We start from the raw sequence: 15513 nt of genomic DNA on the forward strand, positions 1-15513 counted from the left end.
GTTGTTAGTAAGTTTAAATGATTAACATCTTGCTTGTTCAGTTTTCAAGGTTCATATAATGGAGCGGGTGAGGAGAATCGAACTCCCGACAACAGCTTGGAAGGCTGTGGTTTTACCACTAAACTACACCCGCGTAGTTAATATATTTTTGAATAAATGGTGCGCCCAGCAGAAGTCGAATCCACAACCTTCTGATCCGTAGTCAGACGCTCTATCCAATTGAGCTATGGGCGCATATATAATTTTTGGTGCGATCGAGAGGACTTGAACCTCCACCGAGTTGCCCCGACTAGGCCCTCAACCTAGCGCGTCTGCCATTCCGCCACGACCGCATTTCAACTTAACGAACAATAACTATTTTAGCATGTTCAACTTAATGTGTCAAGAAGAAAAATGGTGAGTCATGTAGGATTCGAACCTACGACCCTCTGATTAAAAGTCAGATGCTCTACCAACTGAGCTAATGACTCGTAGCTATTAATAAGAATGGCTGGGGTACCTGGATTCGAACCAGGGCATGACGGAATCAAAATCCGTTGCCTTACCGCTTGGCTATACCCCATTCATAATGGCGGTCCGGACGGGACTCGAACCCGCGACCTCCTGCGTGACAGGCAGGCATTCTAACCAGCTGAACTACCGGACCGTTATGAAAATGACCCCTACGGGATTCGAACCCGTGTTACCGCCGTGAAAGGGCGGTGTCTTAACCGCTTGACCAAGGGGCCATGGCTCCGAAGGCAGGACTCGAACCTGCGACCCTCTGATTAACAGTCAGATGCTGCTACCAACTGAGCTACTTCGGAAAAGTATTATTCTGTCGTGTCAGCGTGTTATCACCCTGTCGACTTTTATAAGTATAAGGGGTTGTCCATAAAACGTCAACCCTTATTTCAAAAAAAGTTTAATTAATTATCTTTAGCTTCCCTAAACACTTGCCGCATCTATATCGATCTGTGTTCATACGTATCTTACGGCTATACCTTAACCCGCATTCTGTGCATACATAGATATATTGAGCACGCTTTACCGGTCTCTTCTTTTGTTCTAAATTCGAACAAAATCGAGGAGCATTTGTTTCTTTTAAAAGTGTCCGAAAATCTGCATCACGATGTTTATATCCCTTTCCTTCTATATGAAGATGATAATGGCATAACTCATGACGGATGATTCCTTCTACTTCTTTCAAACCAAATTGCACATAAGCTTTCGGGTTAACCTCTATATCATGAGATTTAAGCAAATAGCGTCCACCTGTTGTTCGGAGGCGAGAATTAAAATATGCCCGATGGCGAAATGGTTTATGAAATACTTCTTTGGAGATTTGGCAGACGAGCTCTTGTAGTTCGCAATCTGTCATATTATGTCCCTCCTTATAAATAAGTATACTCTCGTTTTGAATATTGTTTTTTTTATTTACGCAAGAAAAAACAAAGAGACTAGCGGTGGAAGCTAAGATTTTAAATGGACAGATGGCTGTACTTGCCTCATAACAAACCACCGCTAATTTTCTTTGCCTCTTTAAATATAAAAACTAATTATTATTGATTAGGTGGAAGCATTGTTAGAGCAATTCTACCTTTATCCTTCTCTACATTGTCTACCCAAACAGTGACAATGTCCCCCAATGAAACTACGTCTAATGGATGTTTAACAAAACCTTTTTTCAGCTTTGAGATATGGACAAGTCCATCTTGCTTTACGCCAATGTCGACAAACGCTCCAAAGTCGACTACATTGCGGACTGTTCCTTGAAGTTCCATTCCTGGCTGTAAATCCTCCATTTTTAAAACATCTTTTTTAAGCAAGGGCTGTGGAAAAGCATCCCGCGGATCCCGAGAAGGTTTCATTAATGAATCAATCACATCTTTCAATGTAACTTCGCCAATCTCCCATTCTTTACTTAGCTCTTTTATATTTAAATTTGCAATTGCTTGTTCTGCCTCTGCCGTGCCTATTTGTTTTTTATCTAACCCTACCGCTTCTAATATGCGGTTTGCTAAATCATAGCTCTCTGGATGTATAGCAGTTGAATCTAATGGATTCTTTGCATTTGGGATTCTTAAAAATCCAATAGCTTGTTCATAAGTCTTAGCACCAAGTCGAGGTATTTTCTTTAACTGCGTGCGAGCAGTAAACTTTCCTTGTTCTCCTCTTGTTTTGACAATATTTTCTGCTACTGTTTTTGATAGGCCTGAAACATATTGAAGCAATGATGAAGAAGCTGTATTCACATCTACCCCCACTTGGTTTACTGCTGTTTCTACAATAAAGGTGAGTTGTTCTGCAAGTTTCTTTTGAGATACATCGTGTTGGTATTGGCCAACACCTACAGCTTTTGGTTCGATTTTCACCAACTCAGCTAGTGGGTCTTGCAATCGCCTTGCAATAGAGACAGCACTCCGCTGTTCTACCTGTAAATCCGGGAATTCCTCTCTAGCAATTGGCGAGGCAGAGTAAACACTTGCACCTGCTTCATTAACGATTACATAAGCTGCACTCGCATTGGATTCATTCAAACATTCCGAAACAAATTGTTCTGTCTCTCTGGATGCAGTACCGTTCCCTATCGCAATAATAGAAATAGGATAGCGATTCAACAAATCATTAAATATAGATTTGGATTTGTTAATGTCTGCTTTTGCTGTATGTGGATAAATAACCGATATCTCAAGCATTTTACCAGTATCATCAACTACAGCTAATTTACAGCCCGTCCTATACGCAGGGTCTACGCCTAAAACATACTTTCCTTTCATTGGAGGCTGCAATAGAAGATTTCTGAGATTTTCAGAAAAAATATGGATAGCCTGTGTTTCGGCTTTATCTGTCAATTCATTGCGTATCTCACGCTCAATTGATGGCTGGATTAATCGTTTATATGCATCCTCTATAGCCACTTCAACTAGTTTGGAAGAAGGTGATGATGTGGATACAATCCATTTTTTTCGCATGAATTGATAGATAGATTCAGTCGGCACTTCAATGCCAATCTTTAATATATCTTCTTTTTCTCCACGATTAATAGCTAAAATTCGGTGAGGAACAATTTTATTTACAGGTTCTTGATAGTCGTAATACATTTCAAATACTCTTTTTTCATCGAGTTCTTTAGCTTTCACAGTTGATTGAATGACTCCCTGTTTCCAAGAAATCTGACGAATGCTTTCTCTTATTGCTGCATCATCAGCAAATCTCTCAGCTAAAATGTCACTCGCTCCCTGCAAGGCCTCTTCAACACTTTCTACATTTTCATTAATAAAAGGCAGAGCTAGGGTTTCTACTTCTGTTTGGTTAAATTGCAATAGGCTATCAGCCAATGGTTCAAGTCCTTTATCCTTTGCAATCGTTGCTTTTGTTCTTCTTTTTTGTTTGTATGGTCGGTATAAATCTTCTACACGTTTCAAAACAGTAGCTTCATTAATATCTTTTGTAAGTTCTTCAGTTAACTTCCCTTGTTCTTCGATAATACGCAGAACCTCTTGTTTACGTTGCTCTAGCTGCATTACATAATGATAGCGATCTTCAATCGCTTTAATTTGGACTTCATCTAGTGATCCAGTAGCTTCTTTTCGATAGCGAGCTATAAAGGGTACAGTATTTGATGCTTCTAACAATTGAATTACTTGGTCTACTTGTTGTGTGCGAATGCCGATTTCTTTCGCAATAAGCTGATGCATTTTTTGAGTGTCCATTTATTCACTATCCTTCCTTTGACTTCCCTATTTTAACATAGAGTAGCCATTGCTTATTCGCAACAAAAAAGAACAGTTCAACAAAAGTTGAACTGTTCTTCTTTTAAATACCACCTGACGCAACAATAATTTGTTGCAGTTTCTTGATAGCTTTACGCTGCAATCTTGAGACATGCATTTGGGATATACCCAGCATCTCCCCAGCTTCTTTCTGGCTAAGCTGTTGAAGGTATGTAAGCTGAATAATTTGACGTTCTCTCTCTGACAATTCCTTCATTGCGTTTTCCACAATAATACGGCGGTTTGTCTTTTCGTATTCATCATCCTGCTTCCCTACTATATCAAATAACGTTGCAGTGCTACCATCGCCATCAGAATCAATAGGTCTGTCCATTGAAAGTGCTTGATAACTTTGGCTCATTTCCATCGCTTCCAACACTTCATCTTCTTCTACTTCAAGATATTCTGCAATTTCTGCAACTTGGGGTGAACGTTGCGTTTCGGTTGTTAAAAACTCAACAGCTGCTTTAATTTTGGGGCCAAGTTCTTTAATACGCCTTGGCACATGGACATCCCATGTTTTATCTCTCAAGTAGCGTTTGATTTCACCGATAATCGTCGGTACCGCAAAAGCCTCAAAACTACGACCAAAGGAAGAATCAAACCTTCTAATAGCACCAAGCAGGCCTAACATGCCGACTTGTACTATGTCATCATGGTAAGAGCGCCCATTAGAATACTTTCTTGCGATGGATTCAACCAAGTATTGATAATGCAAAACTAAATTAGTTTGCGCCTCGTCGTCTTCAGTTTGTTGAAAACGCTGGATCCATTCTAATACTTGCTCTTTTGATGCCGAACTAGAAGGAGATTGTTTCCGCATGGTCATTCACCTGCTCTCGTGATACAAATTTTGTCATGAAAACAGTCACGCCATTGTCGTTGAGTACTTTCACTTCATCCATAAGGCTTTCAATAAGGTATAGACCTAATCCTCCTTCACGAATAAATTGTACATCTTCTTCTTCGTGATAAGGACCGACCTTTTCTTTTACCTCTTCGAATTTAAAACTGCGTCCATAGTCGGCCACCATGATTTCCATTTTGTCCTTATACAAGGCACAGCCGATTACAACTTCTCCATCTTCTTTGTCTGCATATGCGTGCTGAATCGCATTGGTGATTGCTTCACTCGCTGCAATTTTCACATCTTCAATATCATCATATGAAAAACCTACACGGTTCGCCAATCCTGAAATAGCAAGTCGAGCAACACCAACATATTGCGTTTTAGCAGGAACGCGCATCTCCATATAATCAAATTCTCTCATTGTTTGAAATCACCTTCCTAACTTCGATGTTCATAATATCCGTTAAACCTGTGATGTCAAATAAGCGTTTTAGGCGTTCAGATAGGCAAGTAAGTACGATATCTCCACCATTTGCTACAACGCTTTTATAAAAAGCAACGATAACACTTAAACCTGTGCTATCCATATAATTTACATTTGAAAAGTTCAATTCTACTTGAGTGCCTTCTGATATAGAAATACCATCCAATTGCTCTCTTAAAACAGGAGCAGTATAAGCATCTATTTCTCCTTGAAGAATTGCTTGAACCTTTCCTGTTTCTTCTACTACGTCTAATTTAAAGTCCATCTCTATCCCTCCTGTATTGTTCTCTATAAAAATGCATAAAAAACCGATGCATTAACTAAAATACTACAAGTTATTGTTCCTGTTTGAAAGTATGTATATCATTTATTGCTTTCAATTTTTAGACCAACATATATGAAATACCCGCACTATATAAGGGTTAAACCTAAAAATAAAACTTTTTTTATTTTTTTTATTCTTCTTTGTTGATTGATAACCATTTTTTAATTTTCACGGTTGTTCCTATAGTAAGTTGTGAATCTAACTGAAACTCGTCCATGATTCTTTTTACACCAGGCAGCCCAAACCCAATGCCTTTTGTTGTGGCCAAATCCTTTTGTAACAATTCATCGATTTGTGGAATACCTGGTCCATTATCCGATGCTATTACATAAATGCCAACTGATTTTTCCTGTATTAATTTTTTCACTTCAATCTTCCCACTCTCTGCATATAAGTGAATGTTTCTGGCTAATTCACTAATCGCTGTAGCAATAAGTGCTTGGTCAATAATATCGAATCCAATCGACTTAGCTTCCTTGCGGCCAAGCTGCCGTGCAGTGACAATATCCCACTCCGTTAAAATATCTATCGAAGAACCTTCCATGAGCGCCTACCTCCAAATCCTTATTTAATAACAATCTGTTTAATATCTGATGAAGATTTTCCCTTTTTCACACACACAAATCAGTCATCATATAAAAATATGATGATTAGGGACTTAATAGTTTATACGTTAAATAAACTGAAAATATTTAATTTTTCTATAATGGATTCTTTTTCTAATTGTATAATATAGTTACAAATATTACACTCCATTTTTTGAATATTCATTGTAAATAAGTTGTAAAGATACAAAGAAAAACACCAGATGACTAGCATCTGGTGTTTCAATATGTATGCTTAAAATTTTAATAGCCCTAAACTTATTTCCAAAGCTTCTTCTACCTTTACCATTAAAGGACCATCTAGCTGCGTGATTTTATCTGTTAATCGTGATTTATCGATCGTCCGCAATTGTTCCAACAAAATAACCGAATCCCGTTCAAATCCATATTTCTTAGCGTCAATTTCCACATGAGTTGGGAGTTTTGCCTTTTGAATTTGAGCTGTAATTGCTGCGATAATAACAGTTGGACTAAATCGATTTCCGATATCATTTTGAATAACCAGTACGGGTCTGGTGCCACCTTGCTCAGACCCGACTACTGGTGATAAATCTGCAAAAAAAACGTCTCCACGTTTTACGTTCAAGTTTTCATCCTCCGCTTACGAGTCGCTCCACCATATGTTCCGCTTCATACTCAACATGTAAGCATTCACTACATATAGATAAGTTAATCTGTGACATTTCTACATATCCTTTAACCATTGCTTCTCGCATGTGATTTTTTTGTTTCGTATGAATAGATCTTTTTGTCGGAATATATACTAAATCATTTGCATCTTTTAATACTATTTGTCTATATGCTTGTTCTATACTTTCAGAAACCAATCGTTCTGGCATCTGAATCAGAACGTTTTCGAGTCCTTTGTGGTTCACAGCCAACACCTCCAGAAACAAATCGCCAATATGTTCTCAACTATCATAATCCTAACATTAAAATATAATATTGAAAAGACAATATCAGTAAGCATTTGACATTATCGCGGTTTTTTTTCTGAATTTGTCGACTACTAGGAAACTCTGTTGCTCTTTATCGCTATTTATATTTCACTTCAAGTTGGCGCGAGCCAGAAAAAATGATTATTGCTCTTTATATACCCGCGGAACCCGCTCTGAAATCATACATGGTATTTCATAGACGATTGTATGAAGACGCTCTGCCCACTCTTGTATATGAATTTCATTTCCATGTTGTTCGCCAATTAGTGTCACTTTCTCACCAATCTCATACTTTTTAGGCAGGCGCACCATACATTGATCCATACAGATCCTTCCTACAATTGGTACCCTTTTACCCTCTATTAAAACTTCTTGACCAGAAAGACAACGCAGCAAACCATCGGCATAGCCTATTGGCAATGTACCAATCCACTCGTCTTCTTTTGCTATATATGTACCTCCATAGCCGACTCTGTCGCCCTTTTGAATTTTCTTCACATGTACTAATTCACTTTCTAATGCGAGCGCTTCTTTTAAAGGGTATGGAAGATTTTCTTCAATATAAGTAGATGGTGCAAGTCCGTACATAGAAATCCCAAAACGCACAGCATCGAATTGGGCACTTTCTTTAACTAATGCAGCAGCTGTATTTGCAGCATGCACTATGCGTGGTTTTTCAGGTAAGCTGGCAATCATCTTTTGGAATATCGCCAATTGCATTTCGTACTGCTCTTGATTCTCTTCATCCGCTGTAGCAAAATGTGTGAAAATACCATCCACTTCTATATTATTAACCATTTTGGCCGCATCATATACAGCCTGTAATTCTTTTTCTTGGCGCACACCAATACGATTCATCCCGCTATCAACTTTTATATGAACCTTAAGCGGCTTTTCGAAATCTTTGGCTAATGGAGCCACTTTGCGTACCCAATCCTCTGAAAAAACAGTTAGGATAATGGCTTCTTTTGCTGCGATAGGCGCAAAAACAATTGGAGAAGCACCTAAAATCATGATTGGAGTGTGCGGTATTTCCTGCCGTAAATGCAATGCTTCTTCAGGGGTGGCTACTGCTAAAATAGTAGCACCTGCTTTTAGTGCCTCTTTGGCCACCTGTACATCGCCATGTCCGTAAGCATTTGCTTTTACTACTGCGATAACAGAGACATCTGAATGTAAATGCTTACGCAAGTTTACAATATTATGGCGAATAGCTGATAAATCAATAATTGCCTTAGTAGGTCGAAATATTTCATTTCCTTGCATGTCTATACCCTCTTATTAGTTTTTATCTATTATCGTCCCAACCAAGGATTTGGTCAAACATAATGATGTAATAATATAGCTCATCGTTCATGATAAGAAGATTGATTTCTGCAACAAAAAGGGACTATCACTCAGTAAGAAATTCTACAATCTTACTGAGCGATACTTCCCTTACTATTTCATTTCTCCATTTACCATTGAGGATGCTACTTCTACTAACTCCGTCTTACTTAGATCGTTTGAGGCGATAAAGTATGATACGCCATCTGCTTCCCAGCTAATAGAGTTGTCCGTGATCGCTCCTACAGTAAATCCTAGATCAGCAGGGTCTCCCGGAGAGAATACTGGAATATACAGTTGTTCCGCTCTAGTTGTTTTTTCTTGAATAATAGTGAAGCTCTTATCTCCCTCGAATGATAAAATTTTACGAGTACCAGCAGTTGTGTTCATTGATTTTTCATCAGTTAATTTTAAATTCCAATCTACTACCGGATAGTGCGTTTCGAAATCTGTATTGGTAGCTTCTTCACCAGAGGCATCTGCATCTGCTGAAGTTGCCACTTTTTCACCGTTTTCATCAGCTGTGCTTTCTTCATTAGAAGCATTATCTTCCGCAGCCTCTTCTTGAGCTGTTTCGCCTGCTGCTTCCTCTTCATTTACAGCTGCTTTGTCATCTGTTCCTTCTGTTTTTCCTTCTGTATTACCTTCTTTATTTTCCTCTGCAGTAGCTTCTCCGTCTGCATCTTTAGCTGCATCTTCTGCGGCTTTCTCATCTACATTAGCTTTATCTTTGTTCGCCTCATCTGAGTCGCTAGGTTTTGTGAAATCTTGCAAGTCATAATCCCCAGCTTTTTTAGCAACGCCTAACGTGATTTTTTTGAAGGTGATTTTGATTTGCTCTTCACTTGCTTCGTTTAACACAACTACTTTCGTAGGTAGCAAGGTCTTTTTATTAATGTAGACCTGTTGTGTTGGCAACATCTTCGAATGTGTATTACGTGTCTTCGCTTTAAAGATGTATGAATCCTTTGTTTCTTTCATAGTAGCCTGTGAATCAGAGGCTAAATCTTTCGCCAAAGAATTGATTAAGTAGCCCTGGCTGTTTTGCTTTGGCCAATCACTTTGGAACTTGTACGTCTTTTTCATCGAAGGCGTAACTACAAACACTCCTTCTTCATTGCGGATAATCATTTGAGATGTTTCTTGTCCTTCTTCTGAAACAGCTACACGGTAAAATTCTGGCTTCGTATGCCATACATCAACGTTATACTTTTTAGTATCACCTGTTGTTTTAATTTCCATATTTGCTTTGACTTCATAGCCCTTTGAATCCGCCCATTTCTTGCTTGTCTTTTTGACAATATCCTCCTTTGAATCTGATCCACATGCTGCTAACATCAATACTGCTGCGAAACAAAGCAATCCTAGTGTGAGAAGTTTTCGCAAAACCCCATCCTTTCTCATTTTCCATAAGACATCCTATGAACGAGCTCTACGTTTTATGCAAGCAGTACAACTTGAGCGGCCGCATACTCCTTTGAATGCGTAATACTTACAAAGCCTTGGACAATTTCTTGTTTAAAATATAATATCGGCTGGCCTTTGTCGTTTGGCAAAATTTCAATATCCTGCAATGAACACTCCTTTCCAATTCCTGTGCCGTTTGCCTTTGAATATGCTTCTTTAGCTGAAAACCTGCCTGCAAGAAATTCTAGTTGGCGTCTTGTTTTTAACTGATTGAAAATCGCTAATTCATTTTTTGTGAGGATTCTTTCTTTGAAATGTGGATTGAGATCATTCGCTTTCATTATTCGAGAGATTTCTACTATATCTAGTCCTATTCCTTTGATCAACTTGGTTTCTCCTTTCATTCAGCCATTAAAACAATGTATAATAATCATATTAAAGTTGAGGTGAATACATGTTTAATCGGACAGAAAAACTTTCACAATACATATTATTATATCCGGTGATTTCGATAATAATAGGTATTAATATCGCAGTCTATTTAATTGGGCTCATTCCTCCGTTAGGCCTCAATATTGTTATTAAAGGCGCAGCAGCAAATTATTTAATTGCTGATGGCGAATATTGGCGGCTGCTCACTTCTATGTTTATCCACGGAGGATTTTTCCACTTGCTCTTTAATATGTTTTCATTGTACGTTTTCGGTCCTGAGTTAGAGCGTCTTGCCGGAAAACTCCGATTCTTCACTATTTATTTTGTATCTGGTTTCATGGGGAATGTCGTTTCGTATTTAATCCAGCCAGCAAATTATGTGAGCTATGGGGCAAGCGGTGCGGTTTTTGGTTTGTTCGGCGCCTTTTTGGCATTGGTGTACTATACGCGAAAGACCATGCCGCAGCTTAAACAAATAATTATGCCGATTGTTGTGATCTCTGTTATTATGACTTTCTTGCAGCCCAATGTGAACGCAACTGCACATATTGCAGGATTAGTGACTGGATTGATTATCGGGTTATTTGACTTTCATCCCAAGCGTGTCCTTCGCTGGATTAAAAAAAATTAATATACATAAAAGCTGGTGAGGTTTCTAAGAAACTCTACCAGCTTTTTGTATGTTCACTTTCTCTGTCATTCGGCTTATACCATTCAAAAATATCTTTTACTCTCTCATCATCAAAATGTCTAACCTTCGCATGACTTCCTGTCTTTCCTGACATCATCACAACTTTAGCAGAAGCGACATGCTTTTGTTTCGCATAGTAGCTTTGGGACATCGTGAGAGATTGAATTCTCTTTTTCCACACAACAAGCGTTGTTCGGCTAAGTCCTCTTTCAACAATCGTAAGCTGCTGGGAGGTAATGTTAAACCCTGCAGTGCGATATTGCCAATACCCTAGCAACACAGCAATCGGTATTAAAATTAAAGACCATGCCCCGTAAGGAAAGAGGAAGAAACATAAAGCTGCTGCAAGCGGGATAGACCAATAAAGATGGATTTTTATATAACGAAATAAAGCTCTTTGTGGTGCTTTTATTAATTGAGGCTCCGTCCAAATACCATTCGGGAAAATTTCTCGTAAGATGAAAAAGCTATTTTTCTTTTTAATGAGTGGAAGCAGAACAATTTTCTTTTCATTTTTCTCACCAGAACTTCCAGCACTCTCAATAACAATCGAGACATATCCGAACAACTGTCTAAACGGCGACTCCACAATGCGAACCCCTTGTATCCTATTCAAAGGAATAGTGAGTCTTTTTTTCTCTAGTAACCCTTTCGACACGAAGAGCCGCTGCTCCTCTTTCTCTATACGAAAGCCAAAATTATTGATAAACGTAATGGCAACAGATAGCATCCATGATACAAATAAAATGAGAAGCGTTATAACACAAATAAGTACGAAACCAAATTTTATATAGTTTTTCACTTCTCCATATATTTGATCATACGGAATCCAATCGTTTAATTGTGATAGCACAGCAGCCAAACCTGAAAATACAACACCAATACTGCTAGATGTTGTGGCCAGCACCAACAGATCTTTTTGGGACATTTGATGAACCAATGTACGGGTCGGTATCTGTTCTTCCTTATCATCCTTCGCAAGGATAGGTGTGTCATTTTCTGATGCCTTTTCAAAATGATGGTGTTCTTTTGCTCGCTTCACTTGCGCCTCAATCAGATCAGCTTGACTTCTAGTGATAGCAGTCAGATCTGCTTCCGCCTCTCCGCTATCGGCCGCTGTTTCAATCTTTACTTTTACTAGCCCAAATAGACGATGTAGTAAGCTTTCTTTATAATTTAGGCTCTGTATTCGTTCTAGAGGGATATAGCGCTTCTTTTTTACGAATAAGCCATATTCTATTCTCAATTCTTCCTCTTCAAACCAATAAACAAACTTCTTCCACTTTATAAAAGAGAAAATCAAAATAAGGACTAATAGCAACAAGATACCTGAAAACAGCAAAAGGGTAACCATAAATTTTGGACTGCCCGGACTAAATGAATAGCGAAATCCATTGCCGACCAAGATTACAACCCCTGGAATCACCAAGCCTTTTAAGGTTTGAAGAAAACCAATTAGAATAGTAATGGGATGGAGATGATTCATTTTATTAGACATCGTCTTCTGCCACCCTTGCCAATTCTGAAATACTCGCTCGCAATCCATCTGCTTCCTCTACCGTTAAAGCAGGGATGGTATGTATAGTGGCAGCTGTGGAAATAGAAATGCTCGCCAAATGGTAATGCTTTAATATGGGACCCTGAGAAGAGTCAACATGCTGCACACGCACCATGGGAATCAATGTGCGCTTGACAATAAAAAGGCCGTGTTGAATTTCAATCTCTTGTTCTCTCACTTCATATCGCCAATGATCCCAGCGAATGTTTGGAAATAAATACATATTTAAAAAACTATAGATAATAACGACTGCAATGCTTACTGCATAGATCCAGTACGGACCCTCAAAATAATAAGTGAGTGCGCATGCAATGAGAGCGATTACTAATACACTGAGACTTTCAATCGCCGCATGTATACGCCAAACCGTTAACCCCTTCTTAGATAGTTGATATTTAGGCTGCAATCTTAGAACACTTCCCTTCTTTTAATCTTCGCGCTTTTTACCTACTTCTACTATACGGTATGATAGTTGCTTTTGTTTCATAAAAAAAACATCTTGCTTCGACTGCTCGAAACAAGATGTTTTGTATATTAGTCTTCGCTACGACGAGGTTGGCGACGTCCGCTATCACGGCGTCCACCTTCACGACGGCTACTGCTGCGATCGCTGCGGCGACCGCTGCCGCTGCGTTCTCCACGTTCACCGCGAGAGCTACCGTTTCTATTGCCACGGTAATTGCCACGACCTTGACTACGACCTCCACCATTACTGTTGCCGCGAGAAGATGTGCGACGCATAGGTAATGGACGTTCTTCAGTAATTTTGATTGGTGTATCATCAGGTTCTTTTGTTAGAGATTTCAAAGCAGCAGCTACTAAATCAACTGCATCATGTGTAGTCAACAGTTCTTCTGCCATCGCTCTATAATCACTTAGATGATTTTTCTCTACTAGTTCTTTTAATTGCTCTACTGCAAGAGCTTGTTGGCCAACCAACGCTTCATCAGCAGTAGGTGGTTTTAGTGGCGTCATGCGTTTTTTCGTTGTTTCTTCAACGATGCGCAGATAACCCATTTCACGTGGTGTCACAAATGTAACAGCAAGGCCTGATTTGCCGGCACGGCCAGTACGTCCAATACGGTGAACATAGCTTTCAGGATCTTGTGGAATATCAAAGTTGTACACATGTGTTACGCCTGAGATATCCAAACCACGAGCAGCAACATCTGTTGCTACAAGAATATCGATTTTATTTTCTTTAAATTGGCGCAGTACAGATAGACGTTTTGCTTGGCTTAAGTCACCATGAATGCCTTCTGCTAAATAACCGCGAATATTTAAAGCATGTGCTAGCTCATCTACACGACGTTTTGTACGTCCAAAGACAATAGCCAATTCCGGTTGATGCACATTCAAAAGACGAGATAAAACATCGAATTTTTCGCGTTCTTGTGCTTTTACGAAGTATTGATCGATATTTTCAACTGTCATTTCTTTTGATTTAATTTTAACAATTTCTGGTTCCTTCATGAAAGTTTCTGCAATTTTACGAATTGGTGCAGGCATTGTAGCAGAGAACAACAATGTTTGTCGTTCTGATGGCACGTTTTCTAAAATTGTGTTGATATCTTCAATGAAGCCCATGTTTAACATTTCGTCCGCTTCGTCTAAAACAAGTGTTTCAACGTTTTCTAGTTTTAGCGTACGACGTTTGATATGGTCTAGAATACGACCAGGCGTACCCACAATAATTTGAGGCTTGTTTTTAAGCGCGCGAATTTGACGGCTAATATCTTGGCCACCATAAACTGAAAGGATGCGAGCGCGTTTGTCATATCCAATTTTGTAAAGTTCTTCTGAGCTTTGAATCGCTAGTTCGCGAGTTGGGGCAATAATTAAAGCCTGTACGACTGGGTTTTTAGGGTCGACTTTTTCAATAAGCGGAATCCCAAAAGCAGCAGTTTTACCAGTACCTGTTTGTGCTTGACCGATAATGTCGCGTCCTTCTAGGGCATATGAAATAGTGCCTTCTTGGATGGGTGTAGCTTCTTCAAATCCCATACGTTTTAGGGATCTTTGTGTAGAAGCGCTAATATTTAATTCTGAAAAATTTGTCAAACTTCTCATTCTCCTTCTTTGCTATGCAGTTGACAAATGGTTACATTTTCAGATGAATATAGGGCAAATCGAGCCTTTATGGTAGGAACGTTTCCGTTACATATACTATCTCTGCATTTTACAGAGGAATTTTATATAAAAAGGGAAAGCCCGGTCTTTGCCGAGCGGTTTAATTCTGAAACATTTCATAATAAATGTAGAATAAACCGTAATGTTCAAAAAAAAGTACTCTCCATCCATTTGGAGAGTCTCCGCACAAAATGTATCCATTGCTTTCAATATTCTAACACGGTAAATACTTTCTTGCAATTATAACGTACATGAAACTCTATATACTTTATTTATTTATACACACCCTCTCATAAACTCTAACACCTTTGGAAACCACTCTTTTGTATCATCGCTGTAACAGATGAGATGTTTTCCTTCAGGGGAGAAGATTAATTCTTTCTTTTTGCTTGCTACAGTTTGGTATAGGTAAGTTGCTGTGCCATATGGAACAAGCTCATCTTTTTTACCTTGTACAAAACAAACCGGTGTATTTATTTTGCGATAATATGGCGACACTATACGTACTAGGCGCGTGAATTCTGTCACCGAATGTAAGGGAACCTCTATAACCTTTTTTTCATACAGCCGAAATAAATCATTTTTTTCATAATCTCCATGAAGTGTATCCATAAATAATTTACTTAAATCAATCGCAAATTGTTTAGTGCGAATATATCTGGCTGCGGGACTCAAGAGAACAAGAGCTTGAACTTTATAACGCAATGCCAAATACATAGCGATAATCCCACCCATAGAGAAGCCTACTATGTAGACCATATCTACTTTCTTATACAATCGTCTGTAGGCTATTTCTGCATCCATTAACCAATGCTCTGCTGTATAGTGACTAAGATTAAGTTTGTCGCCGTGTCCAGATAAAACGGGGACATGGAGAATCCAATCTGTTTGTTGTTCTAGATATTGAGTAAACGTCTTGATTTCATGTCGTCCACCTGTAAAACCGTGCAAGCATAAGACACCGATTTTCAAATTCGTTCCTCCTCATTGTTGAGACTTTTATCCGCTGACA

Annotated in this window: 16 protein-coding genes and 8 tRNA genes; 1 reads left to right on the top strand and 23 read right to left on the bottom strand. The window is 38.8% G+C overall.

The genetic code is table 11. The features are described from left to right. Positions 1–59: 59 nt before the first annotated feature. From AC6CHJ_RS14460 to acpS, 19 genes are all read right to left on the bottom strand, one after another. Positions 60–133 (bottom strand) — tRNA-Gly (locus AC6CHJ_RS14460). A 24-nt stretch (positions 134–157) separates the two neighbouring features. Then, a tRNA-Arg gene (locus AC6CHJ_RS14465) sits at positions 158–234 on the bottom strand. A gap of 12 nt (positions 235–246) precedes the next feature. Further along, positions 247–332, bottom strand: a tRNA-Leu gene (locus AC6CHJ_RS14470). 62 nt (positions 333–394) lie between these two features. Next, positions 395–470 (bottom strand) — tRNA-Lys (locus AC6CHJ_RS14475). Between the two features lie 17 nt (positions 471–487). Then, positions 488–562 (bottom strand) — tRNA-Gln (locus AC6CHJ_RS14480). A gap of 7 nt (positions 563–569) precedes the next feature. After that, positions 570–646, bottom strand: a tRNA-Asp gene (locus tag AC6CHJ_RS14485). 10 nt (positions 647–656) lie between these two features. Then, positions 657–728: transfer RNA gene (locus AC6CHJ_RS14490), tRNA-Glu, on the bottom strand. A 1-nt stretch (position 729) separates the two neighbouring features. Then, positions 730–806: transfer RNA gene (locus AC6CHJ_RS14495), tRNA-Asn, on the bottom strand. 98 nt (positions 807–904) lie between these two features. Then, a complete protein-coding gene (locus AC6CHJ_RS14500) occupies positions 905–1360 on the bottom strand; it encodes a SprT family protein (RefSeq protein ID WP_147197147.1) in 456 nt (151 codons plus the stop codon). Positions 1361–1541: 181 nt separating this feature from the next. Then, complete coding sequence (locus tag AC6CHJ_RS14505; protein ID WP_498289098.1) at positions 1542–3695, bottom strand: Tex family protein; 2154 nt, start codon at positions 3693–3695, stop codon at positions 1542–1544. A gap of 103 nt (positions 3696–3798) precedes the next feature. After that, on the bottom strand, positions 3799–4578 hold the full coding sequence (gene sigB / locus AC6CHJ_RS14510) for an RNA polymerase sigma factor SigB (RefSeq protein WP_066790265.1): 780 nt from the start codon (positions 4576–4578) through the stop codon (positions 3799–3801). Continuing rightward, positions 4556–5026 carry an anti-sigma B factor RsbW gene (rsbW, locus tag AC6CHJ_RS14515; RefSeq protein WP_066790267.1) on the bottom strand — a complete coding sequence of 157 codons (471 nt, stop codon included), beginning with the start codon at positions 5024–5026 and terminating at the stop codon, positions 4556–4558. The genes sigB and rsbW overlap by 23 nt, the downstream gene beginning before the upstream one ends. Next, the gene (locus tag AC6CHJ_RS14520) at positions 5013–5354 is read right to left on the bottom strand and encodes an STAS domain-containing protein (protein ID WP_147197143.1); all 342 of its coding nucleotides are present in this window, start codon (positions 5352–5354) and stop codon (positions 5013–5015) included. Before AC6CHJ_RS14520 ends, rsbW begins: the two co-directional genes overlap by 14 nt. Before the next feature lie 190 nt (positions 5355–5544). Further along, entirely contained in the window at positions 5545–5958 is a 414-nt protein-coding gene (locus AC6CHJ_RS14525) for an anti-sigma regulatory factor (protein WP_147197141.1), read from the bottom strand. Positions 5959–6254: 296 nt separating this feature from the next. Next, positions 6255–6605, bottom strand: coding sequence for a type II toxin-antitoxin system PemK/MazF family toxin (locus AC6CHJ_RS14530; protein WP_066790273.1), 351 nt, complete (start codon positions 6603–6605; stop codon positions 6255–6257). Between the two features lie 4 nt (positions 6606–6609). Next, entirely contained in the window at positions 6610–6894 is a 285-nt protein-coding gene (locus tag AC6CHJ_RS14535; protein WP_236717644.1) for a transcriptional regulator, read from the bottom strand. Positions 6895–7098: 204 nt separating this feature from the next. Continuing rightward, positions 7099–8223 carry an alanine racemase gene (gene alr, locus AC6CHJ_RS14540; protein ID WP_498289100.1) on the bottom strand — a complete coding sequence of 375 codons (1125 nt, stop codon included), beginning with the start codon at positions 8221–8223 and terminating at the stop codon, positions 7099–7101. A gap of 174 nt (positions 8224–8397) precedes the next feature. Continuing rightward, positions 8398–9687, bottom strand: coding sequence for a prolipoprotein diacylglyceryl transferase (locus AC6CHJ_RS14545; RefSeq protein ID WP_066790280.1), 1290 nt, complete (start codon positions 9685–9687; stop codon positions 8398–8400). Positions 9688–9722: 35 nt separating this feature from the next. Continuing rightward, complete coding sequence (acpS, locus tag AC6CHJ_RS14550) at positions 9723–10076, bottom strand: holo-ACP synthase (RefSeq protein ID WP_066790282.1); 354 nt, start codon at positions 10074–10076, stop codon at positions 9723–9725. A gap of 68 nt (positions 10077–10144) precedes the next feature. On the opposite strand from acpS, the gene AC6CHJ_RS14555 reads away from it, so the two are divergent. Then, the gene (locus AC6CHJ_RS14555; protein ID WP_066790283.1) at positions 10145–10753 is read left to right on the top strand and encodes a rhomboid family intramembrane serine protease; all 609 of its coding nucleotides are present in this window, start codon (positions 10145–10147) and stop codon (positions 10751–10753) included. A 34-nt stretch (positions 10754–10787) separates the two neighbouring features. Here the strand turns inward: AC6CHJ_RS14555 and AC6CHJ_RS14560 are convergent, their stop codons facing one another. The 4 genes from AC6CHJ_RS14560 to AC6CHJ_RS14575 form a co-directional block, all read right to left on the bottom strand. Further along, a complete protein-coding gene (locus AC6CHJ_RS14560; protein ID WP_498289102.1) occupies positions 10788–12311 on the bottom strand; it encodes a PH domain-containing protein in 1524 nt (507 codons plus the stop codon). Beyond that, positions 12304–12777 (bottom strand): PH domain-containing protein, encoded by a 474-nt coding sequence (locus tag AC6CHJ_RS14565; RefSeq protein ID WP_147197135.1) that lies wholly within the window; start codon positions 12775–12777, stop codon positions 12304–12306. Before AC6CHJ_RS14565 ends, AC6CHJ_RS14560 begins: the two co-directional genes overlap by 8 nt. A gap of 128 nt (positions 12778–12905) precedes the next feature. Then, positions 12906–14432, bottom strand: a complete 1527-nt coding sequence (gene cshA / locus AC6CHJ_RS14570; RefSeq protein ID WP_280524629.1) for a degradosome RNA helicase CshA — start codon at positions 14430–14432, stop codon at positions 12906–12908. Positions 14433–14777: 345 nt separating this feature from the next. Further along, positions 14778–15473 (bottom strand): alpha/beta hydrolase, encoded by a 696-nt coding sequence (locus AC6CHJ_RS14575; RefSeq protein ID WP_249774941.1) that lies wholly within the window; start codon positions 15471–15473, stop codon positions 14778–14780. Positions 15474–15513 lie beyond the last annotated feature (40 nt).

This window comes from Rummeliibacillus sp. GQ308 (assembly GCF_059759115.1).